The sequence below is a fragment of the Streptomyces vietnamensis genome (assembly GCF_000830005.1).
In the GTDB taxonomy this organism is placed as follows: domain Bacteria; phylum Actinomycetota; class Actinomycetes; order Streptomycetales; family Streptomycetaceae; genus Streptomyces; species Streptomyces vietnamensis.
In genome coordinates, this window is sequence record NZ_CP010407.1 from 492079 (window position 1) to 517391 (window position 25313).

General features: G+C 73.6%; 19 protein-coding genes. 6 read left to right on the plus strand and 13 right to left on the minus strand.

What is annotated here, in order from left to right; all coding sequences use genetic code 11:
• Nucleotides 1–15: 15 nt before the first annotated feature.
• Both SVTN_RS02175 and SVTN_RS02180 read right to left on the minus strand, forming a co-directional pair.
• Complete coding sequence (locus SVTN_RS02175) at nt 16–966, minus strand: AurF N-oxygenase family protein (RefSeq protein WP_245727420.1); 951 nt, start codon at nt 964–966, stop codon at nt 16–18.
• A 66-nt stretch (nt 967–1032) separates the two neighbouring features.
• Nucleotides 1033–2544: a flavin-containing monooxygenase gene (locus SVTN_RS02180; protein WP_041133456.1), complete on the minus strand. Its 1512-nt coding sequence runs from the start codon at nt 2542–2544 to the stop codon at nt 1033–1035.
• A gap of 172 nt (nt 2545–2716) precedes the next feature.
• On the opposite strand from SVTN_RS02180, the gene SVTN_RS02185 reads away from it, so the two are divergent.
• From SVTN_RS02185 to SVTN_RS02200, 4 genes are all read left to right on the plus strand, one after another.
• Entirely contained in the window at nt 2717–3388 is a 672-nt protein-coding gene (locus SVTN_RS02185; RefSeq protein WP_041127546.1) for a TetR/AcrR family transcriptional regulator, read from the plus strand.
• Nucleotides 3389–3519: 131 nt separating this feature from the next.
• Nucleotides 3520–5718 (plus strand): MMPL family transporter, encoded by a 2199-nt coding sequence (locus tag SVTN_RS02190; protein ID WP_041127547.1) that lies wholly within the window; start codon nt 3520–3522, stop codon nt 5716–5718.
• A 4-nt stretch (nt 5719–5722) separates the two neighbouring features.
• Nucleotides 5723–6895: a sensor histidine kinase gene (locus SVTN_RS02195; protein ID WP_041127548.1), complete on the plus strand. Its 1173-nt coding sequence runs from the start codon at nt 5723–5725 to the stop codon at nt 6893–6895.
• A 1-nt stretch (nt 6896) separates the two neighbouring features.
• Nucleotides 6897–7544 carry a response regulator gene (locus tag SVTN_RS02200; RefSeq protein ID WP_041127549.1) on the plus strand — a complete coding sequence of 216 codons (648 nt, stop codon included), beginning with the start codon at nt 6897–6899 and terminating at the stop codon, nt 7542–7544.
• A 66-nt stretch (nt 7545–7610) separates the two neighbouring features.
• Here SVTN_RS02200 and SVTN_RS02205 read toward each other — a convergent pair whose 3' ends face one another.
• From SVTN_RS02205 to SVTN_RS02230, 6 genes are all read right to left on the minus strand, one after another.
• Complete coding sequence (locus tag SVTN_RS02205) at nt 7611–9215, minus strand: flavin monoamine oxidase family protein (RefSeq protein WP_041127550.1); 1605 nt, start codon at nt 9213–9215, stop codon at nt 7611–7613.
• Nucleotides 9216–9325: 110 nt separating this feature from the next.
• Entirely contained in the window at nt 9326–10738 is a 1413-nt protein-coding gene (locus tag SVTN_RS02210; protein ID WP_041127551.1) for an amidase, read from the minus strand.
• A gap of 83 nt (nt 10739–10821) precedes the next feature.
• Nucleotides 10822–11505: an ABC transporter ATP-binding protein gene (locus tag SVTN_RS02215; protein WP_041127552.1), complete on the minus strand. Its 684-nt coding sequence runs from the start codon at nt 11503–11505 to the stop codon at nt 10822–10824.
• Nucleotides 11505–13232, minus strand: coding sequence for a branched-chain amino acid ABC transporter ATP-binding protein/permease (locus SVTN_RS02220; RefSeq protein WP_041127553.1), 1728 nt, complete (start codon nt 13230–13232; stop codon nt 11505–11507). The genes SVTN_RS02215 and SVTN_RS02220 overlap by 1 nt, the downstream gene beginning before the upstream one ends.
• Nucleotides 13229–14467 carry an ABC transporter substrate-binding protein gene (locus SVTN_RS02225; protein ID WP_041127554.1) on the minus strand — a complete coding sequence of 413 codons (1239 nt, stop codon included), beginning with the start codon at nt 14465–14467 and terminating at the stop codon, nt 13229–13231. Before SVTN_RS02225 ends, SVTN_RS02220 begins: the two co-directional genes overlap by 4 nt.
• Nucleotides 14428–15303, minus strand: coding sequence for a branched-chain amino acid ABC transporter permease (locus tag SVTN_RS02230; protein ID WP_041127555.1), 876 nt, complete (start codon nt 15301–15303; stop codon nt 14428–14430). Before SVTN_RS02230 ends, SVTN_RS02225 begins: the two co-directional genes overlap by 40 nt.
• A gap of 165 nt (nt 15304–15468) precedes the next feature.
• Between SVTN_RS02230 and SVTN_RS02235 the strand changes: the two genes are divergently transcribed.
• Complete coding sequence (locus tag SVTN_RS02235; protein ID WP_041127556.1) at nt 15469–16425, plus strand: AraC-like ligand-binding domain-containing protein; 957 nt, start codon at nt 15469–15471, stop codon at nt 16423–16425.
• Nucleotides 16426–16603: 178 nt separating this feature from the next.
• On the opposite strand, the gene SVTN_RS02240 is transcribed toward SVTN_RS02235, so the two are convergent.
• Nucleotides 16604–18628 (minus strand): DUF11 domain-containing protein, encoded by a 2025-nt coding sequence (locus SVTN_RS02240; RefSeq protein WP_041127557.1) that lies wholly within the window; start codon nt 18626–18628, stop codon nt 16604–16606.
• A gap of 285 nt (nt 18629–18913) precedes the next feature.
• Here SVTN_RS02240 and thpR point away from each other — a divergent pair, with 285 nt between their 5' ends.
• Nucleotides 18914–19531 carry an RNA 2',3'-cyclic phosphodiesterase gene (gene thpR, locus SVTN_RS02245; protein ID WP_041127558.1) on the plus strand — a complete coding sequence of 206 codons (618 nt, stop codon included), beginning with the start codon at nt 18914–18916 and terminating at the stop codon, nt 19529–19531.
• Here thpR and SVTN_RS40855 read toward each other — a convergent pair.
• From SVTN_RS40855 to SVTN_RS02265, 4 genes are all read right to left on the minus strand, one after another.
• Entirely contained in the window at nt 19492–20415 is a 924-nt protein-coding gene (locus tag SVTN_RS40855; protein WP_052498868.1) for a GNAT family N-acetyltransferase, read from the minus strand. The genes thpR and SVTN_RS40855 overlap by 40 nt on opposite strands.
• Before the next feature lie 71 nt (nt 20416–20486).
• Complete coding sequence (locus SVTN_RS02255; protein WP_159026409.1) at nt 20487–21038, minus strand: hypothetical protein; 552 nt, start codon at nt 21036–21038, stop codon at nt 20487–20489.
• A 326-nt stretch (nt 21039–21364) separates the two neighbouring features.
• Nucleotides 21365–24148 carry a DUF5682 family protein gene (locus tag SVTN_RS02260; RefSeq protein WP_041127560.1) on the minus strand — a complete coding sequence of 928 codons (2784 nt, stop codon included), beginning with the start codon at nt 24146–24148 and terminating at the stop codon, nt 21365–21367.
• Nucleotides 24145–25266 carry an ATP-binding protein gene (locus SVTN_RS02265; RefSeq protein ID WP_041127561.1) on the minus strand — a complete coding sequence of 374 codons (1122 nt, stop codon included), beginning with the start codon at nt 25264–25266 and terminating at the stop codon, nt 24145–24147. Before SVTN_RS02265 ends, SVTN_RS02260 begins: the two co-directional genes overlap by 4 nt.
• Between the last annotated feature and the right edge of the window lie 47 nt (nt 25267–25313).

Consider the following 25313-nt stretch of genomic DNA (forward strand, 5'->3'; position numbering starts at 1 on the left):
GACCTGTCGGTCGCGTCAGGCGGCGTGCGGGGCGGGTTCGCCGCGGTGGCGGGACGGGCGGCCGTCGATGCGCAGCGCCTTCCAGACCCGCCGTGAGGTCCTGTTCATCAGGCCGATGTCCTCGGCGAGCATCCGCACGTCGGAGAAGAGGTCGCGGAGCATTTTCTGGCCGTCGGGCGACTTCCAGAAGATGTCCTTGATCACCCGGTGGGGCACGCCTATCGTCTCGGCGGTCTTCCGGTCGGGGACCATGATGACGTCGCCGAGCACCCGCATGATCACCGGGAAGGCGATCGACAGCGCGCCCCGGCGCGCCCTGCCGTAGCCGGGGACCTTGACGCGCAGGAACTCGTGGGCGAAGGAGATGTGCCGGGCCTCCTCGGCGACGTGGATCTGCATGAGCCGGCGCATCAGCGGGTGCATGTCCTCGCCGCCGCGCAGGATCGCCTTCTGGAGGTGGTCGATGGGCTCCTCGCCGGCGAGGACGCCGGTGAAGAAGGACTCGGGGATCAGCGAGCCGGCCAGCGGCAGGAAGCGGCTGAGGACGCGGAAGGAGCGCCGCCCGCCGGGCACGTCGGCGCCCGCCCGGTTCACGAACTCCTGGAACATCTGGGTGTGGTGGCACTCCTCCGTGACCTCGTGGGTGAGGTAGCGGAACTCCGGGTCCTGGTTGGGCAGGGAGAAGAGGTAGTCCATCACGCCGCGGATGAGGACGTTCTCGAACTGCATGCCCACCTTGACGATGTTGGCGTACCGCCACAGGCCGATGCGCGTCCGGACCTCCAACGGCTGCTCCTGGTACCAGGGATGGCCGCCCAGGGGGTCGGCAGCGGGGAGGACCCAGCGGGGGTCCGCCGGGTCGATGGCGAAGTCGGGGTGGTCCCAGTCGATGTCGGTGAACGCGTCGAAGTGGATGTGCACCGAGGCCTCGGACAGGGTCCGGAGCCTCTCGTGGTACCTCTGCACGCCGGTCATCTTCGTCCTCGGTCTCTCGCGGTCGGCTGTCGTCCGGAGGCGCTTTTCGGAGGGGCGTCAGGCCGCGGGGGTCCGGTCCTGTCGCTCGGCGGAGCGCCCGTCGGGGACCGCGCGGTCGAAGCGGAGCGCGGGGTCCTCGATCGGGGACCGCCGCAGCGCGCGGCGGTCGCGGTAGTAGTTGTTCCGGATCCGCCACGGGTCGCGGGTGCCCTGGCGGGGCATGATCGCGTCGCCGCGTGCGATGTAGCCGGAGGTCAGCGACTCGCCCATGACGGAGACGGAGGAGCGGTCGGCCTCGGCGGCGACGGGGGTGACGGCGGTGAGGCCGTGCCGGTCCATGTGGGCGAGGAGCCGGCTGACGTAGGCGGCGGCGAGGTCGGCCTTGAGCGTCCAGGAGGCGTTGGTGTAGCCGATGATCATCGCCAGGTTGGGGACGCCGTCCAGCATCACGCCCTTGTAGAGCAGGTGGTCGCGGGTGACGACGGGCTTGCCGTCGACCGCGAGCTCCATGCCGCCGGCGAGCTGCATGCGCAGGCCGGTGGCGGTGACGACGATGTCGGCGGGGATCTCCTCGCCGGACCCGACCTTGACGCCGGTCTCGGTGAACGTCTCGATGTGGTCGGTGACCACGGACGCCCGGCCGCTCTTCAGCGTGGTGAAGAGGTCGCCGCCGGGCACGACGCACAGCCGCTGGTCCCAGGGCTTGTACGCCGGGGTGAAGTGGCGCATGTCGACGCTCTTGCCGAGCCGCGCCCGTACGGCTCCGAGGAGCACCTTGCGCATGAGGCGGGGGGCCTTGCGGCACAGGGCGTACAGGCCGCGCTGCATCGCGATGTTGCGGGTGCGGCCCACGCGGTGGACGAGCGCGGCCGGGACGCGCAGCCTGCGCAGGAGGACCGACAGGGGGTCGTCCGCGGGGAGCGCCAGGATGTACGTGGGCGAGCGCTGGAGCATGGTGACGTGCGCGGCGTCGGGGGCCATCGCGGGAACGAGGGTGATGGCGGTGGCGCCGCTGCCGATGACGACCACGCGCTTGCCCGTGTGGTCGAGGTCCTCGGGCCAGTGCTGCGGGTGCACGAGGGTGCCGCGGAAGCGCTGCTCGCCGGGGAACTCGGGGCGGTGGCCGGCGTCGTAGTCGTAGTAGCCGGTGGCGCCGACGAGGAAGCGGGCGGTGAGGACCTGGGTCTCGCCGGTGGCCTCGTCGAGGGTCTCGACGGTCCAGCGGCCCTCGTCGCTCGACCAGTTCGCGCGGACGGCCCTGCGGCCGAAGCGGATGTGGTCGGTGACGCCGTGCTCCTCGGCGGTGGCCCGGATGTAGCGGCGGATGTCCGTGCCGCCGGCGAGGACCTTGGTGCCGTGCCAGGCGCGGAAGCCGTAGCCGAAGGTGTACATGTCGGAGTCCGAGCGGATGCCGGGGTAGCGGAACAGGTCCCAGGTGCCGCCGATGCCGGCGCGCCGCTCGATGATCGCGTACGTGGTCCCGGGGTTCCCGGCGAGCAGATGGCAGGCGGCACTGATCCCGGACAGTCCCGCGCCGATGATCAGCACGTCGACGTGCTGGTTCTCCATGTCCATCCCCTCTGTGGCCGGCAGTGGCGGTGCATTCTCCCCCGGCACTCTCCCGGACTCCCTCAGACACCGGAATTTACCTGTATCACCGCGTCCAGGATACCGGCGGTAATGTGACCTGCACCACCCTGCACGCGCCGTCTTTTCTTGATCCCCGGGTACGATCCACGCTGTGGCCGAGGACAGAGACACACGCAACGACGGGCGCCCCGACGGCCGCGACACCCGCTGGACCGGCCATCGCGCCGAGCGCCGCGACCAGGTCCTCACCGCGGCCCTCACCGTCATCGAACGCGAGGGAACGGCGGTCAGCGTGGCCGCGATCGGCGCCGAGGCCGGGATGCCCCGCTCCGTCGTCTACCGGATCTTCCGCAGCCGCGAGGACCTCGACGAACAGATCCGGGCGCGCATCACCGACGACCTGATGGCCGCGCTCTCCCCCGCGCTCGCCCCCCGGGGCACGATCCGGGAGGCGATCGAGCACGCCGCCGGCACCTATGTGGGCTGGGTGGCGCTGCACCCCGAGCTCCACCGGTTCCTCGGCAGCGGCTCGCCCGCCGTCACGGGCACCCGCACCGCCATCGCCCTCCGCCTCGCGCGGCTCCTGGACTCGTACGCCGAGCGGTTCCTCGACGGCGAGCCGGCGCCCACCGGCTTCAACCTCAACCTGGCGTTCGGCATGGTCGGCCTGGTGGACGGCGTGGTGAACCAGTGGGCCGCCCACCCCGAGTCGCGGAGCTCCCTCGACGACCTGACCCACTTCCTGAGCGACGCCCTCTGGGGCGTACTCGCGAGTGCCACCGTGCGCCTCGGCATCAAACTCGACCCCGACCAGCCGACCTGACCTGAGCCGAGCCGATCTGAGCCGAGCCGGCCTGACCTGCGTCTTCGGTCCCGTGTCCACCGACCGGTGGACACCAGGTTCAACCGGCCGATCCTGTCGGCGCGACGGCCGCGCCGACGAGTCTGGGACGCATGACGAACCCGACCGTACGCATGGCCCGTCACAGCGCCCGGCACCCCTGGCGCGCGCTGATCGGCTGGCTCCTCTTCGTGGCCCTCTGCCTGGGCGCGGGCATCGCCCTCGGCGCCCGCCCCGCGACCACGGAGGACTACCGCATCGGCGAGGCCGGCCGGGCCGAGGCCCTCGCCGCCGAGGGCGGTCTCCAGCAGAAGCCCCTCGAACGCGTCCTGATCCAGGCCGCGTCCGGCACCGGCCCCCTCGACCGGACCGAGGCCGAGGCCGCCGCACGCGAGATCGGCGCCCGGATGCGGCAGTTGCCCGAGGTGCTGTCCGTGGCCGACCCGGTCGCCGACGCGCGCCGCACCGCCCTGCGCGTCGACGTCACCATGAAGGGCGCCGAGTTCGACGGGAAGCAGCACGTCGACGCGCTCCTCGCGCAGACCGCCGAGGTGCAGGCCGCGCACCCGCGGCTGCTCGTCGAGGAGGTCGGCAGCCCCTCCATCGGCAAGGGCGTCGACGAGCTCCGCGGCGACGACCTCTCCCGTACGGAGGTCATCGCACTGCCCGTCACCCTGATCACCCTGCTGATCGTCTTCGGCTCCGTGGTGATGGCCGTCGTGCCGCTGCTGCTCGCGCTCACCGCGATCGTGGCCGCCGTCGGCCTGTCGATGATCGCCTCGCACGTCTTCCCCGACGCCGGCGTCGGCACCAACGTCATCCTGCTCATCGGACTCGCCGTCGGCGTCGACTACACCCTCTTCCACCTGAAGCGGGAGCGCGAGGAACGGGCCCGGGCCGCCGGCGGACGCCTCACCACGCAGGCCGTCGTGGAGCTCGCCGCCGCGACCTCGGGCAGGGCCGTGGTGGTCTCCGGGCTCGCCGTCGCCGTCTCCAGCGCCACGCTCTACCTCGCGGACGACGTCATCTTCTCCTCCATCGCCACCGGAGCGGTCGTCGTCACCCTGGTCGCCGTCCTCAGCTCGCTGACCGTCCTGCCCGCACTCCTCGCCCTCCTCGGCGAGCGCGCCGAACGCCGCAGGGCCCGCGGGAAGCGGGTGCGGGACCGCGCCGCGCGTGCGGGCCGTCCCGGCGGGCGGCTCACCGCCGCCGTCCTCCGTCCCGTCGCCCGGCACCCCGCCGTGACCCTCGCCGTCTCCACCCTCGCGCTCCTCGCCCTCGCCCTCCCCGTCCTGGACATCAACATCACGGAGATGAGCCGCGAGACGCACTCCCGCGCCATCCCCGCCATGCGGACCTACGACCGGCTCATGGCCGCCTATCCCGAGTTGAAGGCCATGCACCAGGTGGTCGTACGGGCGGACGCGGAGCGGGCCGAGGAGGTCGCGGGCTCCCTGCGCGCGCTCGCGGACCGGGCGAGCGCCGAGGACCCGGCGATCGGCGGCGCTCCCGTCCTGCGGACCTCGGCCGACCGCCGTACGACCATGCTCGAACTGGCCGTCCCGCGCTCCGTGAACAGCCCCGAGGCCCGGGCCTCGCTCGACCGGCTCCGCACCGACCTCGTGCCCGGGACCGTCGGCGCGCTCACCGGCACCGAGGTCGCCGTCACCGGCGAGGTCGCCCGCTACGCCGACTACCCCGACCACCAGAAGCGGAAGCTGCCGCTCATCGTCGGGGCACTGCTCCTCGTCACCTTCGTGATGACGGTGTGGGCGTTCCGGTCCGTCGTCCTCGGTCTCGTCGGGATCCTCCTCAACCTGCTCTCCGCGTTCGCCTCCCTCGGCGTCCTCGTCCTGGTCTTCCAGCACCGATGGGCCGAGGGGATCCTCGACTTCACCTCCACGGGCTCGATCGGATCCCGCGTCCCCCTGTTCCTGTTCGTGATCCTCTTCGGACTCTCCATGGACTACCAGGTGTTCGTGATCAGCCGGATCCGCGAGGCCCGCCTGTCCGGCGTCCCCACCCGGCAGGCGGTCCTCCAGGGCCTGTCCTCGTCCGCCGGGGTCGTCACCAGCGCGGCCGTGGTGATGGTGACGGTGTTCGCGAGCTTCGCCGCGCTCCACCTCATCGAGATGAAGCAGATCGGCTTCAGCCTGGCCGTCGCGGTCCTCCTCGACGCCTTCGTGATCCGCGTCCTGGTGCTGCCCTCCCTGATGCTGCTGCTCGGCGAGGCGAACTGGTGGCCCGCACACGGCATGCGTCGATCCGGGAAGTCCGAGCGGGCGGGGACCCCGCCGGTGTCCGTAGGCTGACGGAATGACGGACGAGACGGCATACACAGCGGCTGAGCGGCCGGCGCTCACCGCCCTGCGCCGCTGGTACACGGCCGCCTGGCTGCTCCTCGGCCTGGTCCCCTCGGTCATCGGCGTCGGCAACGACTCGGGGCCCGTGAAATGGGCCTCCCTGGCCCTGGTGGCGGCGGCCCTCGCGTACACCGCCGTCCACCGCGCCCGCCACCACTCGCCGCTCTACCTGGCGGTCCTGGCCGCCGGGCTCGGCGTGATGGCGGCGCTCCCCGGTGGCGGCGCCGCCCTCCTGATCGCCGCCCTCCCCCAGTTCTGGTTCCAGACCCGCGGTCCCCGGGCCGCCGTGCTGCTCAGCGGCTGCGCGGCGGCCGCGACGGCGGCGGGGAGCATCTGGCGCGACTCGCCGGGGAACGCGGCCGCCGCCCTGGCCGGATACGCCGTGTCCGTCCTGGCGGGGCTCCTGCTTCACCGGCTCGTCGCGGACGGCGAAGCCCGCGCCTCCGCACTCGCCACCGAACTCTCCCTCACCCAGGAGCAGTTGGCGGCCGCCCATCGCGCCCAGGGCGCCGCCGACGAGCGGGAGCGGATGGCCCGCGAGATCCACGACACCCTCGCCCAGGGCTTCGCCTCCATCATCGTCCTCGCCGAAGCCGCCCGCGCAGGCCTCGACGGCGACGCGGAGCACACGGCCCGGCAGCTGCGCTCCATCGAGGCGACCGCGCGCGAGAACTTCGCCGAGGCCCGGGTCCTGGTGGGCTCGGCACCGCGCAGCGGACTCTCCCCCGGCTCGGTGGTGCCGACCCTGCGCCGCACGCTGGAACGGTTCGCCCAGGACACGGGGATCACGGTGGAGGCGGAGCTGGCCGAGGACGTCGACTGCGACCAGCAGACCCGGATCGCGCTCCTGCGCTGCACCCAGGAGTCCCTCGCCAACGTCCGCAAGCACGCCGACGCGAGCACCGTCGGCGTGGTCCTCGCCCAGGGTCCGTACGCCATCGAGCTGGAGATCACCGACGACGGACGCGGTTTCCTCGTCGAGGAGTCGCACGGCTTCGGTCTGGACGGCATGCGCAAGCGGCTCGCCGAGCTCGACGGCGAACTGACCGTGACCAGTTCGGTCGGGGACGGCACCCGCGTCCTCGCGACCTTCCCCACGACCTTCCCCTCGAACGGACGGCCCTGACATGCCCGAAGCGCACCAGCCCGTCCGGGTCGTGGTCGTCGACGACCACACCGTGATGCGCGCCGGAGTCGTCGCGCTCCTGGCGCCGGTCCCGGACATCACGGTCGTCGGCGAGGCCGCCGACGGCCGCGAGGCGCTCGGTCTCGTCGAGCGCCTCACGCCCGACGTCGCCCTCGTCGACCTGCGCATGCCGGTCATGGACGGGGTCGAGGCCACCGCCGCGATCGCCGCCGGACCCGCCCCGACCCGGGTGCTCATCCTCACCACGTACGACACCGACGTGGAGATCGAGCGGGCGGTCGAGGCCGGCGCCGTCGGCTACCTGTTGAAGGACACCACCGCCGACCAGCTCGCCGAGGCCGTCCGCTCCGCGGCCCGCGGCGAGACCGTCCTCGCGCCCCGCGTCGCCGAACGCCTCGTCGCCCTCATGCGCCGCCCCGCCCCCGTCGTCCTGACCGCGCGCGAACAGGACGTCCTCGGTGCGGTGGCCGACGGCCTCTCCAACGCCGAGATCGGCCGCCGTCTCGTCATCGCGGAGGCCACGGTCAAGACCCATCTCCTGCGCGTCTTCGCGAAGCTGGACGTCAGCGACCGCACCCGCGCCGTGGTCGTGGCCCTGGAGCGGGGCCTGCTCCCCGGCAGGGGCTGATCCCCGGCCGGGGAGCAGGACGGGCCCGCCGGGTCTCGCCCGGCGGGCCCGTTCGTACGGAAGGCCCTAGAGGACGCCGAGGTCGGTGAGGACCTCGTCGGCCGCGCGCTCGCCGGACTCGGCGCCGCCCTCCATGTAGCCCTGGGCCATGGCGGAGGTGTGCTCGCCGGCGAAGTGCGTGTTGCCCTGGCGGACGCCCTCGTAGCCCCCGTACTGGTGGGCGTACCCGAGGGGCATGCCGGCGTACGAGCCGTACGCGTTCGGGTTGAGCGGCCAGGCGGCGAGCGTGGCCTTGCCGGTCCAGTGGGCGGTCAGGCCCGGGAAGACCGGTTCGAGCTGGGCGAGGGCCGCCCAGGCGTAGCCGGCGATCTGGGGGTCGGCCGCCGTGCGGAACGGCGTGGCCGGGGTGAAGTCCGCGGCGTGGCTGCCGCCCGCGTAGACCGTGAGGATGCCCTTCCCGCCGGGCTGGGCTCTGGAGGAGTCCCAGGAGGTCTGGTAGCCGGTGTCGCTCATCGTGCTGCCGCCGGCGATCCCCCAGGGGCCTGAGGCGTTCCAGTGGCGGGTGTCGAACTGCAGGGAGAGCTTGCAGTTCTGGCCCATCCGCGCAGCGGCGATGCCGGCGAGCTTGCGGCTGTCGAAGCCGGCGGCGGACAGGTCGAGCCGCTGGAGGATGCCGACCGGGAGGGCCAGGATCGTATGGTCGGCGAGCACCGTCTGCGTACAGCCGGAGGCGGTGAAGGTGAGCAGCTGACGGCCTCCCGGTGCGGCCGCCACGGACTGGAGCCGCCAGCCGTGGCGTACCGTGCCCGGGGGCAGGGCGGCGGCGACGGCCTGCGGGAGGCGCTGGTTGCCGCCGCGGACGCGGTAGCGGGTGTCGCTCTCCCCGAACAGGGCGAAGCCGTTGGGGGTCGGCTGGTAGCCGAGCATGCCGATGATGCCGAGGGCCGACGAGGACGCGGTGTCCATGCCGAACTCGGTGGTGTAGGCGACGTCGAGGAGCTGCCCGAACGGGGAGGCGTGGCCGCCCGGGACGCGGGTGGCGATCCAGTCGTGGATGGACATGTTCGACAGGGCCACCGCGCCGGGGCTGTTGGCGGCGTCCCAGGCGACGGGCCAGTCGAAGGTGGCGAGGTCCTGCTGGATCACCGGCTTGAGCTTCTTGAAGTCGGCGCTCGCCCGGGCGTAGGTGTAGTAGGCGCCGTCGAAGCGGTAGACCTCGGTGGCGCCGGCGGGCTCGGCGGCGCGCAGGTCGTCGAGGGGCAGGCCGAAGCGGGCGGCGAGGTTCTGCATGTGGGTGTGGCCGGTGTCGATGAGCTCGCCGCCCCACTCGGAGCTCTGGCCGTCGCCCCAGTAGGAGCCGGCCGGGTTGGAGTGGATCCGGCCGCCGACGCGGGTGTCGGCCTCGTAGACGGTGGCGGCGATGCCGTGGTCGGCGAGCCGGAGGGCGGCGTTGAGTCCGGCGATGCCGGCCCCCACGATCGCGATGACGGGCCTCGGGGCGGTGTCGGCGCGGGCGGGACCGGCCGCGCCGACGGCGGTGGTGGCGGCCAGGCCCACCCCGGCGGCGAGTCCGCCGAGGACGGTGCGGCGGGAGGGCCCACCGATGGCCGTTTCAGTGGAGTGTTCGGCGACGATCCGGCGCAGCATGCGGGCCGGTGCGGTACGTGCCATGGTGCGGCTCCTTCCAAGGGGGCCGGTTCCCTGGGGAGGGGGAACCGGGAGCGGCGGTGGCGCGGTGCCACCGCCGACGAGGAGAGACGCCTCGCGCGAGCGGCCGGGGATCAGGCGGCGTAGCGCGCGGGGCGGCGGCGGGCCCAGCCGTCCACGGCCTCCAGTTCGGCGGCGACCCGGATCAGGGCGGCCTCGTCCCAGGGGCCGGCGATGAGCTGGCTGCCGACGGGGAGGCCCTCGGCCGAGGTGAAGGTGGGCAGGCTGACGGCGGGCTGCCCGGTGATGTTGCAGATCGAGGTGAAGGAGATCATCCGGGTCTCGGTGGTGCGCGGGCCGCCGGGGTCCGCGTTGGCCTCCTTGAGCAGGGCGTCCACGGGCGGCGGCAGGCAGGCCATGGTGGGGGTGAGGAGCAGGTCGAACTCCTGGCCCCATTGGGCGCGGACCGCGCGGGCCTCCTCGGCGAGCAGGGTCGCGGCCCGGGTGTACTCGCCCGAGTGCTTCCCGGCGGCCCGGTCCATCCGGAACCTGAGGTGCGGCTCGGCGAGTTCCGGCTGCTGGTACGGGGCGGCCCAGAGCGCCGCGTCGAGGACGGTCTGCGCGTATCCGGTGATCGCCTGCTCGCTGAAGAAGCGGGGTGCGGCGGGGGCGACGTGGTGGCCGAGTGTTTCGAGGAGCCGGGCGGTGTGCTCGGCGGCGGCGACGCACTGCGGGTCGACGGGCAGGCCGGTGGGCGCCTCGGTGAGCAGCCCGATGCGGAGGCGTCCGGCGTCGCGGCCGACCTCGTCGAGGTAGGGGCGGTCGGGTGCGGGGGCCTGGTACATGGCGAGCCGGTCGGGCACGGACATCGCGTCGAGCAGCGCGGCGGCGTCGCGGGTGGTGCGGGTGATGGCGCCCTCGACGGTGGCGTGTTCCCAGCCGGGGACCTGCTGGGGGACGCGGCCCCGGCTGGGTTTGAGGCCGAGGAGTCCGCAGGAGGAGGACGGCATGCGGATCGAGCCGCCTCCGTCGTTGGCGTGGGCGACGGGTGCGAGGCCGGCGGCGACGGCCGCGGCGGCGCCGCCGCTGGAGCCGCCGGCGGAGTGTTCGGGGCTCCAGGGGTTGCGGGTGCTGCCGAAGCGGCTGTTGTCGGTGGTGGACAGGAGGCCCATCTCGGGCGAGTTGGTGCGGCCCATGAGGAGGAACCCGGCGTCGAGGAGGCGGCGGACCACGGGTTCGGTGAGGGTGCGGGGCCGGTCGTCGACTCCGTACGAACCGTAGGTGGCGGGCTGGCCCTCGACCTGGGTCAGTTCCTTGACGGGGACGGGCACGCCGTGGAACGGCGGGAGGGGGCCGCCGTCGGTGACGGCCTGTTCGGCGCGGCGGGCGGCGGCGCGGACGGCGTCCTCGTCGAGCCAGGTGAACGCGGCGAGCTCCCCGTCGTGTTCCGCGATCCTGCGGAGGTAGGTCTCGGCGATCTCGACGGGGCTGAGTTCGCGTCGGCGTACGGCCGCCGCGAGGTCGGTGGCTGAGGCGAAGGGGTCCATGGGATGGCTCCAGAGGGTGGGGCGGTCGGCGGACCGCGGGGAGGGCGTCGGGCCGGTGGCGCGGGCCGGCTCGCTCCTCGCGGTCAGCGGACCGCGAGGATGTCGTCGAGGCGGTCGCGCAGACCGGGCCCGTTCGGCGCGTCGAGGACGACCCGTCCGGCCTCCATCGCCACGACGTGCCGGCTGTGGTCGAGGAGTGCTCCGGCGTGCTGGTCGACGAGGAGGACGGCCGTTCCGGCGGCGGCGATCGCGCCGAGGGCCTCCAGGACGTCGGCGACCACGGAGGGCTGGAGGCCCTGGGTGAGTTCGTCGACCGCGATGAGGGTGCGTCCGGCGAGGATCGCCCGGGCGATGCCGAGTTGCTGCTTCTGCCCGCCGGAGAGCGTGCCGGCCTGCTGCCCGGCGCGGTCGGTGAGGAGCGGGAAGACGGTGTACGGGTCGACCGCCGGTTCGGTGTCGCGGCGGCGGGCGAGGCGGAGGTTCTCGGCGACGGTGAGCGCGGGGAACACGCCCCGGTCCTCGGGCATCAGGGTGGCGCCGGCCCGGGCGAGCAGTTCGGGGCGGCCCGGGGGCACGTCGTGTCCGTCGAGGGTCACGCGGCCGGCGTGCCGGTCGGCGAGGCCGAAGACGGTCCGCAGGAGGGTCGTCTTCCCGGCGCCGTTGCGGCCGATCAGGGCGGTGATCTCGCCGCCGCGTACGGTCAGGTCGGTCGGCCGGACGACGGCGGCCTGCCCGTATCCCCCGGCGAGGCCCGTCAGTTCGAGCATCAGTGTGCTCCCAGGTAGGCGGTGCGGACGGCGGGGTCGGCGGCGACCGTGTCGAGCGGGCCGCGGGCGAGTACCTGTCCTTCGGCGAGGACGACGACCTCGTCGGCGAGTTCGCGCACGATGTCCATGTCGTGCTCGACCACGAGCAGGGCGCAGCCGGTGCGCCGGTTGACCTCGCGGAGTTCCCGGGTGAGGCGGCGGGCGTCGTCGGGGCCGAGTCCGGCGGCGGGTTCGTCGAGGAGCAGCAGCCGGGGCGCGGCGGCGAGCACCATGGCGAGTTCGAGGCGGCGCCGGTCGGCGAGCGGGAGGGTTCCGGCGGGCCGGAGTCCGTCGGCGACGAGGTCGCGGAACTCGGCGGGCGGTTCGGTGGGTTGGGGTGCCTCGATGCGGGCGAGGCGGAGGTTGTCGGCCGGGGAGAGTTCGGCGATCACGCTGGGGATCTGGAACATCCGGCCGACGCCGAGCCCCACCCGGCGGTGGACCGGCAGTCCGGTCGCGTCGGTGCCGAAGAGCCGCAGGGTGCCGGCATCGGGGGCGAGTTGTCCGGCGACGACGTTCAGGAAGGTGCTCTTTCCGGCGCCGTTCGGTCCGATCAGGCAGACGCAGCGGCCGGCTTCGACGGTCAGGTCCACGCCGGCGAGCACCTGGACGGGGCCGAAGGCCTTCCGGATGCCGGTGACGGCGAGGGGTGCGGCTCCTGCGGGGGTTTCCCGTACGGTACGGCTCCGATCCCGGCGGGCCGCGGCCGGCAGGCGTACGGCGGGTCCTGGCCCGGCCAGCCACCGGCGCGGGGCGGCGGTGAGACCGGCGGGTGCCACCTGGACGACGAGCAGGAACAGGGCGGCGAGGGCGAGGAGGTACCAGCCCTGCCAGGTGGAGCCGAGGTACTGCTGGCCGACGGTGACGGCGAGGGCGCCGGCGAACGGTCCCACCGTGGACGCGCGGCCGCCGAGGGCGAGCCAGATCAGTACGGACGTCGACAGGCCGAGGCCGAACACCTGCGGCGACACCAGGCCGGCCACGGGTGCGTACAGCGCTCCGGCCAGGGTGGCGACGGCGGCGCTCGCGGCGAAGGCGGTGGCGCGCACCCTGGTCCCGTCGACGCCGCTCTGGGCGGCTCGCTCGGGGTTGTGGGCGGCCGCCACGAGGCGGGCGCCGAACCGGCCGCGCACGAACAGCACTCCGCAGACGGCGACCACGGCCGCGACGGCGGCGAGGGTGACGTAGTAGGAGGTCACGACGTCGGGTCCGGAGACGGAGAGTCCGTTGGTCCCGCCGGTGACGGGGGCGAGGGTGGTGGCGGCGCGCTGGAGCAGGAGTCCGACGCCGATGGTCAGGAGGATCAGGGGTGCGTCGGGGACCGGGGCGGCCAGGCCGATGCGGACGACGGGCAGGGCGATCGCCACGGCGGCGGCGACGGCCGCGGCGACCGTCGCCGCCTGGGGGAGGTCGTGCTCCTGGCCGAGGGCGACGGCGTACGCGCCGAGTCCGAAGAACGCGGCGTGTCCGACGCTGAGGAGGCCCGCCCGGCCCCAGCTCAGGTCGAGGCCGTAGGCGAACAGCCCGTGGCACAGGCCGAGGGTGAGGGTGGCGACGGCGAAGGCGTCGAGGCCGAAGGGGGCGGCGAGCAGGGCGACCCCGGCGAGGGCCGGAAGCGCGGGGCGCAGGGTGCGCCGGATGCCCGTCGTGGGGGCGACGCGGGCGGCGGATGCGGTGGGGACGGTCACGCGCAGCCCTTCTTGGGGGTCTTGTCGGTGACCATCGGGTGGGTCCTGGTGACGGTGTACGCGCCGTCGCGGCCGATGGTGACCTCCCGCATGTCGGCCTGGAGCACGTGGTTGGAGGCGTCGAAGCGGGTGCCCTTGCCCAGGGGGCTGTCGAAGGAGAGGCCGCCGATCGCCTTGTTGACGGCCTCGGGTTCGTTCGAGCCGGCTTTCTCCGCCGCGGCCAGGAGGAACTTGACGCCGAAGTAGGCGTTGCCTGCCACCTCGGGGATGGGGGCCTTCCACTGGTGGGCGGCCCGGTAGTCCTGCACGAAGGCGCGGCTCTCGGGGTCGTCGAGGCGGTCGCTCCAGCGCACCGTGTGGGTGCGGCCCGCGACGAGCTCGCCGAGCGCGGGCTGGAAGTCGGCGTCCAGGGACGCGCCCTCGAAGCCGAGTTCCGGGGTGAGGAGGCCGAACTGCTGGGCCTGCTTGCCGAAGGTGACGGCGTCGGCGCCGACGACCATGGAGAGCACGGTGTCGGGCTTCGCGGACTTGAGGCGGCCGATGCCCGGCTGCCAGTCGGTCTGTCCGAGGGGGCTGTACTCCTCGGCGACGACGGTGCCGCCGGCCTTCTTCACGAGTTCCTTTGCGACACCGGCGTAGAAGTGGGGGTAGTTGTAGTCGGAGCCGACGAGGGCGACCTTCCCTCCGTACTTCGCGACGAGGCCGGGCACGGTCGGGGTGAGCATCTGGCGGGTGGATTCGCCGAAGCCCCACTGGTGGCCGAAGCAGTGTTCGGTGTCGCCGAGGATGGCGGTGCCGAAGGGCACGTGTGCCTCGTCGGCGACCCTGCCGACGGCTTCGGCGGTGTCGCCGGTGATGGTGCCGAAGAGCAGGGTGACCTTGTCCTGGCGGACCAGGCGGCGGGCGAGCTGGGTGGAGTTGGCGGGGTCGCCGGCGTCGTCCACCACGACGTACTCCACGGGCCGGCCGTGCACGCCGCCGTCGGCGTTGACCTTCTTGACGGCCAGTTCGAGTCCGTTGCGCAGGGCGGTTCCGACCTGGGAGACCGGTCCGGTGAGCGGGACGATCACGCCGATCCTCACCGGTCCGCCGGTGGCCGGGGCGTCGTCGCCGGACAGGGCCGCGCCCTGGCAGCCGGTGAGGACGAGGGCGAGGGTGCCCGCCACCGCGAGCGCGGTGGTCCGGGGCGCGGGCGTCATGCGGCGCTCGCGGGCGCGGGGGTGCGACGGAACCATGCGGAGAACCTTCCGATCCAGGGGCGCGAGCGCAGGGCGGCGATCGCGACGACGACGGCGTAGAAGAGGGCTTCGGCGAGGGTGTCGGAGAGCCAGGTGCGCAGCAGGACCGACAGTGCGGAGATCAGCAGGGCGGCGCCGGCGGCGGTGGCCAGGGCGCCGGGGCGGCTGAGCAGCAGGCCGAAGAAGACGGGGACGAGCAGGCCGAATCCCATGCTGGGGTTCACGGCGAGGACGGGGCTGTAGAGGGCTCCGGCGAGGACCGCGAGGAGGCCGCCGGCGGCGAAGGCCGTGGCGCGCATGCGGCGCGGGTCGGTGCCGAGGAGCGCGGCCATGGCCGGGTTGTCGGCGACGGCCCGCAGCCGCAGTCCCCAGTCGGTGCGGTGGGCCGCGAGCAGGACGAGGGCGATGACGCCGATCGCGGTGAGGGCGCAGACGAGGCGGTACGTCGGGTAGGGGGTGCCGAGGACGTCGAGCGTGCCGTCCACGGGTACGGCGACGGTGCGCGAGGTTCCGGTGAAGAGGAGTTCCGCACCTTGCCGCAGGGCCATGCCCAGGCCCCAGGTGACGAGCATGGCGGCCAGGCCGTCGGAGCCGGGGCGGCGGAGCAGCAGCCGCTCGACGACGAGGAGCAGGGGCGCTCCGGCGGCGAGGGCGAGCAGGGTGCGGAGGCCGAAGGGGGCGGCGGTCGCGGTCGCGGCGGCGTAGGCGCCGGCCATGGCCAGGTCTCCCTGGGCGAGGTTGACCACGCGGGTCGCCGCGAAGATCACCGCGATGCCGACCGTGAGCAGGCCGTAGAGGCCGAACTGGCCAAGGATGGCCAGAAGTACATCCATCTGTTACCGCCTCTGTGCTTCCGGGTGCAGCGGGGACTCTGCGAGCATCTGGCAATCCCGCGGTGGGCACTGGTCCGGCAGCGCAGAGTTCTGTGCCCGCAGTGCGCGGACCGGGCGGCGCGAAGGGTGCGCGCGGTGCGGGCAGGGGGGCGGGAGGAGCGCGGCATGCGGGTGGAGCGACGGGACGACGGCAATCTGGTCTTCGGCTATCTCGACACCGCGACGGCGGACCTGTCGGGTGCCTCGGACACGGTGCTCGTCCGGGCCCGGGCGGGCGACGAGGGGTACGCCGCCGACATGCGGCCGAGCCGCTTCGGCGCGCTGAGCGGCTGCGACATCAGCGGGGAGCAGGAGATCCGGGTGATGCCCCGGCCCTCCCCCGCGGCGCCCCGGCCGGGCCATCTCCTCGGCCTGCTCGTGTCGGGGCGCGGCGAGCTGGAGCAGGACGGACGGCGGGCGGTGCTCGCGCCGGGCGACTTCGTGCTCTACACGGGCGCACGGCCCTTCCGCCTCGAACTCGGCTCCTCGCACCGGTACTTCCTGCTGTCCCTGGACGCCGGTACGGCCGGACAGCTGGCGCGGGCGGACGGCGCGGTGACGGCCAACGCGGAGCTGCCGCGCTCACCGAGCGGGCGGGTGCTCGCCGCCGTACTCGGTGAACTGGCCGAGCGGGCACACGGGTTCGGGCCGCTGGCCCGCCGGGACATGGGCGAGCACGTGTCGGCGATCCTGCGCACGCTGCTGCGCGAGGCGGGCGGTGCGGGAGCGGCTTCCGGCACCGGGTCCTCGGGGGTCCTGGAGCGGATCCTCGTGTACGTGGACGAACACCTGGCGGAGGACCTGTCGCCGGGGACGATCGCGGCGGCGCACCACATCTCCGTACGCCATCTGCACGCGCTGTTCCGGGAGTCGGGCGTGACGGTGAGCGATCACGTGCGGCGGCGTCTGGAGCGGATCCGCCGGGACCTCGTCGATCCGTCGCTCGCCCACCTGCCCGCGTACGTCCTGGCGGCGCGCCGGGGGCTCGGCGAGGCGAGCCACTTCAGCCGGGTGTTCCGGGCCGAGTTCGGGTCGTCGCCGCGGGCGGTACGGGAGCAGGCGCGGGCCCGGCCGGATCCGTGACCGCGGTCCCCGGTGCCGGACCCTTGGACACCTGATCGGCACCCACCTGCGATGCCGGTGATCACCGCCGACCAACCGGCCGGCCCGCTCCCGTACTTCAACATGGCCTGAGGACCGGTCCGCACGCACGAGTGCCGTCGGCGCGCGGGGCGGCGACGGCACTCGGAGGAGGGTGGGGTCAGGGGCAGCTGATGCGGGTGTCGCCCGGGTCGGTGGTGCAGGTGTCGGAGCCGGGGCCGCCGTTGGCGGTGTCGTTGCCGGAGACGCCGTCGGTGGTGGTGAGGCGGTCGTTGCCGTAGTAGCCGGTCAGGGTGTCGTTGCCCGGGCCGCCGTTGAGGGTGTCGTCGCCGAAGCCTCCGTCGATGTTGTCGTTGCCGTAGTCGCCGTACACGGTGTCGTTGCCGTAGCTCGCGCGGATGGTGTCGTTGCCGCCGAGGCCGCAGATGACGTCGTTGGAGGAGCCGCCGGTCAGGGTGTCCGCGCCGCTGGTGCCGATGATCGTGCAGCCGCGGGCGTTGTTGACCGAGGTGGTCGCGGTGGCCGTGTTGGGGGTCGTCGGGTCCGGCTGGGTGGCGCTGACGCCGGCCGTGTTCGTGAGCGTGCCGGTGGCTCGGGGTTCGGCCGTCACCGTGAGCGTCGCGCCGGTGCCCGGGGCGAGGGAGCCGAGGGCGCAGGTGGCGCCCGTCGCGGTGGTCGTGCAGGTGCCCTGCGAGGGGACCGCCGAGACGAGGGTCGCGCCGGCGCCGGAGAGCGAGTCCGTCAGCGTGACGCCGGTCGCGGTGGCGGTGGAGGAGGTCGCGTTGGTGACGGTCACCGTGTACGTGGCGCGGTTGCCGATGCTCACGGTGCTCGTACCGGACTTCGTCACCGACAGGTCGGCGTACGACGGGGTCGTGCCGCCGCCGCCCTCGTAGCGGGCGAGGGCGAACTGGAAGCCCGCTCCGTAGCCGGCCGCGGCGATCTTGCCGTCCGGCTGGACGAGCACCCCGCGGGCCTCGTCGAAGTCGTTGAAGCCGGTGACCACGAAGCCGTTCCGGCCGAAGCCCGTGTCGACGGTGCCGTTCGGCTGGAAGCGGACCAGGCCGAAGTCGTTGGCCTCGGAGCTGTTGGGGTCGCTGGCCCGGCCGGCGAGCACGATCCTGCCGTCCTGCTGGAGCGCCATCGCGTACGCGAGGCCGCCGTCGCCCGGGGAGGCGACCGAGGTGCGTCCTCCCGTGCCGAAGCCGGCGTCGGGGGTGCCGTCGGCGTTGTAGCGGAGCAGGGCGTAGCCGGCGCCCCCGGAGCCCGCGGCGACGACCTTGCCGTCGGGCTGCACCGCGACGGCGTTGCCGAACTCGGTGCCGCCGAAGTCGGCGGTGACCATGCCGTCGCCGCTGAAGGTGGTGTCGAGGGTGCCGTTGCTGTTGTAGCGGGCCACGCCGATGTCGAAGGCGGTGTTACCGACGTAACCGGTAGCGACGATCTTGCCGTCCGGCTGGAGGGCCATGCTCCGCGCGATGCCGCCGCCGCCCTGGGGCGAGGTGGACGTGAAGCCCGCGACCACGGTCCCGTCACCGCCGAGGCTCGGGTCGAAGTTCCCGAAGGTGTCGAGGCGTACGAGCGCGAAGCCGTCGCCACCGGGCTTGCCCGCGGCGATGATCTTGCCGTCCGGCTGCACGGCGATGTCGGAGCCGTCCGCGGAGCCGCCGAATTCGTCGACCCGCACCAGGCCGTCGGTGCCGAAGGTCGTGTCCAAGGTGCCGTTGGTGTTGTAGCGGGCGACGGAGAAGAAGCAGCAGCCTCCGCCCTCATCGAGCACCTCGGTGGTGCCCGCCACGACGATCTTGCCGTCGGAGGGCTGGATCGCCACGGCGTTGGCCGAGTGGGAGCCGCCGCCGAAGTCGCTGGTCACCGTGCCGCCGCTGAAGGTGGTGTCGAGGCTGCCGTCGGTGTTGTAGCGGGCGAGCGTGAAGCCGCCCTCGCTCGTCCCCACCACGACCAGCTTGCCGTCGCCCTGCCGTGCGATGTCGTGGCCCTCCGCGTAGTTGGTGACGGGGGTCGTCACCCGGCCTCCCTCCCCGAAGGTCGGGTCGAGGTCGCCAGGGGCCGCGAAGGCCGTGCCGGGCAGGGCCAGGACGAGCGCGAGCCCGAGCGCGACCGGCGCCGCGGCCCTCCCGCCCGGTCTGCGGCGCCATGCCGACGGTCTGAGAAGTGCGTGGGTCATGGGTGGACGAACCTCCGTCTTCGCAGGTGAACAGGGAACAGCGCACAGCTTCGGCCCTGAGCTCCGCGCGTCCGTGCGGACCGTGCCGCGCTGCGCCCCACTGGCCCCGGGGAACCACCCCCGTGGGGGAGCGCGCGGGGGCGCGTCGACCGCCGGGCGCCCCTGATGCGGTGTCGGGGAGGTTCGGGGTCGGCCTGGGGCGATCCCCTGCGTCGGTGGTGTCCGGGGTACCGCGTACCCTCGCCTCCGACGGTTGCGGGACAGATGGTGAGTAGGGAACGGAAGATGGCTGAGGCGCCCGGGCAGGGTACGGAGTCCGGTGACGACGACAGGGCGCGGGCCGCGACCGTACGCGTGTTCGTCGCGCTCGCCCCGCCCGACGACGCGAAGGACGAGCTGGCACGCGAGCTGCGCCCGGCGTACGAGGCGTACCCGCGCATGCGGTGGAACCGGATCGAGGACTGGCACATCACGCTGGCGTTCCTCGGGGAGCTCCCGGTGGCGACCGTCCCCCTGCTGCGGCCGCCGCTCGCGGAGATCGCGGCGGCACGGAAGCCCCTGGAGCTGGCGCTGCGCGGCGGCGGGCACTTCGACGACCGGGTGCTGTGGAGCGGGATCGACGGCGACCTCGACGGGCTGCACGCGCTCGCCACCGAGGTGCGGACGGTCGTCAAGGAGTGCGGCATCCCCTTCGAGGACCGGCCGCTGCGCCCCCATCTGACGCTCGCCCGCGCCCGCCGCGACGACGCGACGTCCGTACGGGAGGCGGCCGCCGGGCTCGCGGGCTTCACCGGTCGCCGCTGGCCGGCCGAGCGCCTGCACCTGGTCGGCAGCAACTACGGCCGCGGCCCGGGCCCGATCCGCTACCGCGACGTCGAGTCCTGGGCCTTCGCCCTGCGGTAGCCGTGGGTGCGGCACTCGCGGGTGAAGCCGAGCGAGCCGTAGAGCTTCGCGGCCGGGGCGTTCTCGGCGTCGTGGTTGACCGTCACGCGCCGGAGACCGAGCTCCGCCATGCGCCGCATGGCCTCGGTCATGACCGCCGAGGCGAGGCCCCGGCGGCGGAAGGCCTCGTGGGTGCCGACGGGCTCGAAGTGCCCCAGGCCGTTGCGCTCGTCGACCCAGGCGACGGTGTACGCGCCGATCCGCCCGTCCGGGGCCTCGGCCACGATCTCGTACCCCGGGTCGTACCCGGGCCGGGTCATCATCCCGTCCCGGTAGGCCGCGCCCGTCCAGTCGGAGCCGAACGAGGCGTTGCGCGCCTCGGCCAGGGCTTCGGCGTCGGCGAGGGTGGCCGCCCGGACGGCGAATCCCTCGGGCACCACGACGGGAGGGAGATCGGTCAGGTCGCGGGTGTTCACGTCGTCCCAGACCCGGAAGAAGGCGAAGCCCAGTTCGTTCAGCAGACGTCCGCGGGTGGCGTCGGTCTCGAACAGGTCGGTGAGGACGTACTCCTCGTCGTCCGCCATGTGCCGGGTGGTGGTGTCGGCCGCGAACGTCAGCATCGCGCGCTCGGCGTCGGTGCCGCGCAGTTCCGGCGCGCAGAACGCGTCGAACGCCGTACCGAACCGCAGGCAGATCGTGATGCCCCCGACGCGGCCGTCGTGCTCGTCCTCCCAGACGTGCACGAGGTCGCCGACGGGCGGGCCGCCGCGCAGGTTGTCGTAGACGCGGTGCGGAAGCTCGCCCACGTGGTCGTAGGCGTCGCGGCCGGCGGTGGCGATCCACTCCGCCACGGTCTCCTGGAGGCGGGGCATGTCGGAGTGGAGGAACGGGCGAGGCGTGAACATGATCGTCTTATACGCGGGCCCCTCGAGCCGGTACAAGCGAGTTTCCGCCCGGGCGGAAGGAGCAGCCGAGGTCAGCGGCCGTACAGATCGCGGCAGAGGTCGGCCGCGCCCATGGGGGCCTGGATGGACTCGGCCTGGTGGCAGAGGCGGCGCATCTCGGGCGGCCGGGCGGCCGTCGGCCGGTGCGGGCCGGCGGGGGCGGGCCGGTTCTTCTGCGGGGAGCGGGGGATGGTGTGCGTACCGGACCTCCTGTGCGCCGGCTTGTTCGGCTTGTTCTGCTTGTTCGCCTTGGTGTGCGGGCGGTTCGGGGCCGGCCTCTGAGCACGTGGCCGGCGGGCGGCGGGGGCCTCGGCGGCCGCGACGGCAGCCTTCCGGTCGGGGGCCTTCCGGTCGGGGGCCCGGGTCGGTTCGGGAGCCGGGCGGGGGTCGGTGACGGTGAGGGCCTCACGAGGGGCGGGCTCCGTGGGCGCGGGCCAGATGGGAGGCGCGGCGGGAAGCGGGGCGGGAGGCCGGTCGGCGGCCGGCGCGAGCCCGCCGGAGCGGGCCGGTGGAGCGGGAGCGGGGCCGTGCGGGACGGCCACGCATCCGGAGGTGAGGAGCGCGATGAGCAGGAGCGTTGTCATGCGGCGGGCGTGCATGGGAGTCACGGTGCCCGAGCCTCGACGCGCGGGGGCCGATGGTTCGGCCGAGTCCACCGTGACGAGTGAACCGCTGCCGTACGTGGACGGAGCGGGGCACGGGATCGGGGCAGCCGGCCACGCTGGACGCGGCGTCCTTGACGTTCGCGCCGTGGGGCAGCCCTTGTTCGGCGCCGTCCCGCGACAGAGCCGGCGGTCCGCGCACCCGCCGGTGCTCGGCCGTGCGGCCGCACCGCCTCGGGCGGCCGCACGGCGAGGGTCACCCGTCCCGGGGCCGCCGTCCGGTTCCGCCGTCGACAGCGGAACCGGGGTCATCGGGCCGTGAGGACGGCCGCCAGCGCCTCGGCCGTGGCCGGGTGGGTGGCGAGGAGAGCCGCGCCCGTCCCCGCCGACGCGTGCGTCGCCGTCCATTCCTCCGTGCAGCCGAGGAGCTCCGCGAGCGCGTCGCAGGTCGCCGGGAGGGCGGGAAGGAGCGCCGCTCCCCGAGGGGCGGTGGTTGCCGGGAGCGCGCGTGGGGCGGCCGATTGTCCGTGCCACGGCGGGACCCAGGTGTCCAGGGCCGCGAGCCGGGCCGGGAAGATCCGTCCCGCCTCACGGATGAGCAGCGGGGCCAGCTCCGCGGCGTTCGAGCGGAGGGTCGTGATGAGGACCGGGAGCCACGGCAGCAGGACGGCGTCCGGCAGGCGCCCGAAGGCGTTCGACACGGCTTCCACCACCACGTCCGCGAGGCCCGGCACCGGCTCCAGGGCGTGCACGAAGCCGCTGAGGTAGCGCGGGTACGAGGGCACGACCAGGGGGTTGGCGAGCAGCTCGTCGCAGCGGGCCCGCAGCTCGCCCCGGGAGAGCGTGCCCAGCTGTACCTGGGCCGCCCACAGCAGGGCCGTCTTCGCCGGGTCCTCGGGGTGCGCCTGGGCGACCGCCAGTTCCAGCTGCGTCCTGTCGCAGCCCAGGGAGAGCGCCAGGCCCTCCATGCTGAACAGGAAGCCGAGCATCGCCGCGACCTGCCCCACCGTCGCGTCCTCGTCGCGGAAGGCCGTCGGCAGCAGCGTGCAGTAGTGGGCGTACCCGGTGCGGACGAAGGACTCGATCCACGGCGGAAGGACCGGCTCGCTGGTGCGGTAGTACGCGAGGAGTCCGCGCACCCGGCGCAGCACCTCCGGCGCCCCGTCGACCGTGCGCTCCCCCGCCAGGACGTCGAGGGCGCGGGCGCCGAGCTCCTCGGCGAGACGCCGGCCGCCCAGGTACAGCGTGGCGTCCTCGACGGCCGCGAGGACCTCGGCGGTGGTCGCCTGCGGCCCGTACGCGGTGCGGCGCAGGCGCTGTTCCAGGACCTGTTCGAGGCTCACGCCCTCGTAGCCGAGCTCGATGAGCGCCCGTTGGTGGGTGCCGAGGGCGAGGTCCCAGGACTCCTGGATCGACCGCTCGCCGAGCCGCCGCTCCCCCATGACGGGCCGTGCGGCACCGCCCGGCATCAGGCGGCGCAGCATCCACAGGACGTCCGAGCAGGCCCGCAGTTCCGGCCGGGAGGTCATGTCGAGCAGGGCCCGGCGCACCCCGCGCTGCTGGAGGTTCAGCTCCAGGGGGGCCAGGCGGTCGTGGACGTCGCGGGCGAGCGGCGGCAGTGCCTCGTAGCCGACCTGGCCGATCCGGTCGCCGCCCATCATGATCTCGACGAGACGGCGCACGTCCCGGCGCCCGGGCACGCCGTCCTTCTCGATGCAGGTGACCGCGGCGTCCTGGAAGTCGTACGGGGTGGGCTTGGCCCGGTCCCGCATCCCGGCGAGCAGGATCGACGTCTCGAAGACGGCGATCGCGTCGGCGGTGGAGGCCTGGTAGCCGTTGCGTCGGGCGGCGCGGACGATGTCCACGGACCAGCCGAGCAGTTCGGTCTCGTCCAGGGTGTCGAGGACCGGCGGCCGCTGGAGGAAGCCGGAGAGGCGGTCCTCGGGCGGTGGGGCGGCGGCGGGGAGGGCGGCCGTCGCGGCGGCTTTCGTCCCGGTCCTCTTCGTGCCGGCCTGGCCGTCCAGGCGGTACGGCTTCACCCGGGTGCGCTTGAGGTTCTTCGTCCACTGCGTCGCGGCGATCGACACGGAGCCGGAGGCGAGGCCGAACTGGGCCTCGATCGCGGCGTTGCTGGAGGGGATCAGACCGTACTGCCAGGTCGTGGCCGTGCGCGGGGAGATCTCGAAGCCGTCGTCGCCGTGCACGCCGAACTCGTCGACGCGGCTGGCCGCGTGGAAGGCGCCGCACACGTACAGGCAGTCCGCCGGGTCGGCGCCGGTCGCGGCCAGGTGCTCGCGCATCCGGGTCCACATGTACCGCTCGCGGTCCTCGTCGACGCGGACTCGGTCGCCGTCCCCCGGCGCGAGCCGCCGGAACAGGCTGCCGATGAGGAACATGACCTGACGGTAGGTGTCGTGGTCGCTGTCGCCGAGCGGCACCTCGACGTACTGGTGCCACCACTCCGACCAGTGCCGCACCTTGCCGTGGCGGAGCAGGTGCTCCTCCAGTTCGGCGAAGCGCGGCCGCAGGTCGCCGATCTCGACGCCGACGGCCTCGCCGTGGAGCGCGGTCCCGGTGCCGCCTTCCTCACGGGCGTCCGGCTCGTCGGCGCGGTCGTGGCGCGCGTCCCACTGGAAGACGTGGTCGGAGGAGCGGTCGACGAGGACCAGTTCCACGCCGGGGGTGTCGAGGGCGTACGCGATGGCCTGGTACTCGGCGGAGGCCTCCGTGATCGGGGCGACGACGGACAGCGGCGCCCAGTCGGGCGGGAAGCCGTCGATGTCGCTCGCGAACGCCTGCACCGCGACCGGCAGCCGGCAGTTCCGCAGCTCGGTGAGGAGCGGGGCCATGTCCTCGCACAGCTCCAGGTACACGACCTTGGGCTGCTTCTCGCGCAGCCGCCGGGCCATGGCGAGGGCGGAGGCCGGGGAGTGGTGACAGACGGGGAAGATCTCCAGCGGTTCCGTCACTGCTCGGTCGACGTCGTCGACCAGTCCGAGGAGGACGCCCTCCAGGGCGTCCGGTCCGTCGGCGAACTCGGCTGCCGCCTCGTGCAGTTGACCGCGCAGCGCGGTGAACGGGGCCCCGGTCACGACAGCTTCGCGATCGCTTCGCGGCCGCCCTCGAGGAACTCGGGCCAGGAGCCGCCCTCCTCCTTGCCGCGCGGCTCGACGACGCCGTGCAGGTACTTGTTGAGGATGGCCAGGTCCTCCGGCTCGCGCCGGGCCAGCGTGCCGACGAGCGAGGCGGCGAGGGCGCGGGCGGTCAGGGTGCGCTCGCCGAAGAAGTTGCTGTGCAGGATCGAGTCCTCCAGGACGCCGATCTGCTCGGCGGTCGAGAGGGCGGACTCCAGCTTCTCGTCGTCGCTGCCGGCCGCGGCGGCGGAGGCCCGCAGGTCGGCGAAGCTCTGCAGGAGGACGTCGAGGAGGGTGGGCGGCACGTCCAGTTCGATGGCGTGTCGGCGCAGCAGCTCCTCGGTGCGGAAGCGGACGATCTCGGCCTCGCTCTTCTTGTTCGTCACGACCGGGATGCGGACGAAGTTGAACCGGCGCTTCAGCGCGGACGAGAGGTCGTTGACACCCCGGTCGCGGCTGTTGGCGGTGGCGATGATCGAGAAGCCGGGCTTGGCGAAGACGATGTTCTCGCCGTCGGCGCCGTCGAGTTCGGGGACCGAGATGTACTTCTCGGAGAGGATCGAGATGAGCGCGTCCTGGACGTCGCTGGTGGAGCGGGTCAGCTCCTCGAAGCGGCCGATGGTGCCGGTCTCCATCGCGGTCATGATCGGCGAGGGGATCATCGACGCGCGGGACTGGCCCTTGGCGATGACCATCGACACGTTCCAGGAGTACTTGATGTGGTCCTCGGTCGTGCCGGCCGTGCCCTGGACCACCTGCGTGGAGTTGCGGCTGATCGCGGCCGCGAGGAGTTCGGCGAGCCAGCTCTTGCCGGTGCCGGGGTCGCCGATGAGGAGCAGGCCGCGGTCGGAGGCGAGGGTGACGATGGAGCGCTCGACGAAGCTGCGGTCGCCGAACCACTTCTGCGACACCTCCCGGTCCAGGCCGTCGGCGCGCTCGGAGCCGAGGACGAACAGGCGGACCATCTTCGGGGAGAGGCGCCAGGAGAACGGCTTGGGGTTGTCGTCGATCGACTCCAGCCAGTCGAGTTCCTCGGCGTACTTGATCTCGGCGGGAGCGCGGAGCAGGTCGGACATGTGCGGAGCCTTTCGGTCTCGGGTGAGGTCTCGGGTGAGGTCTCAGG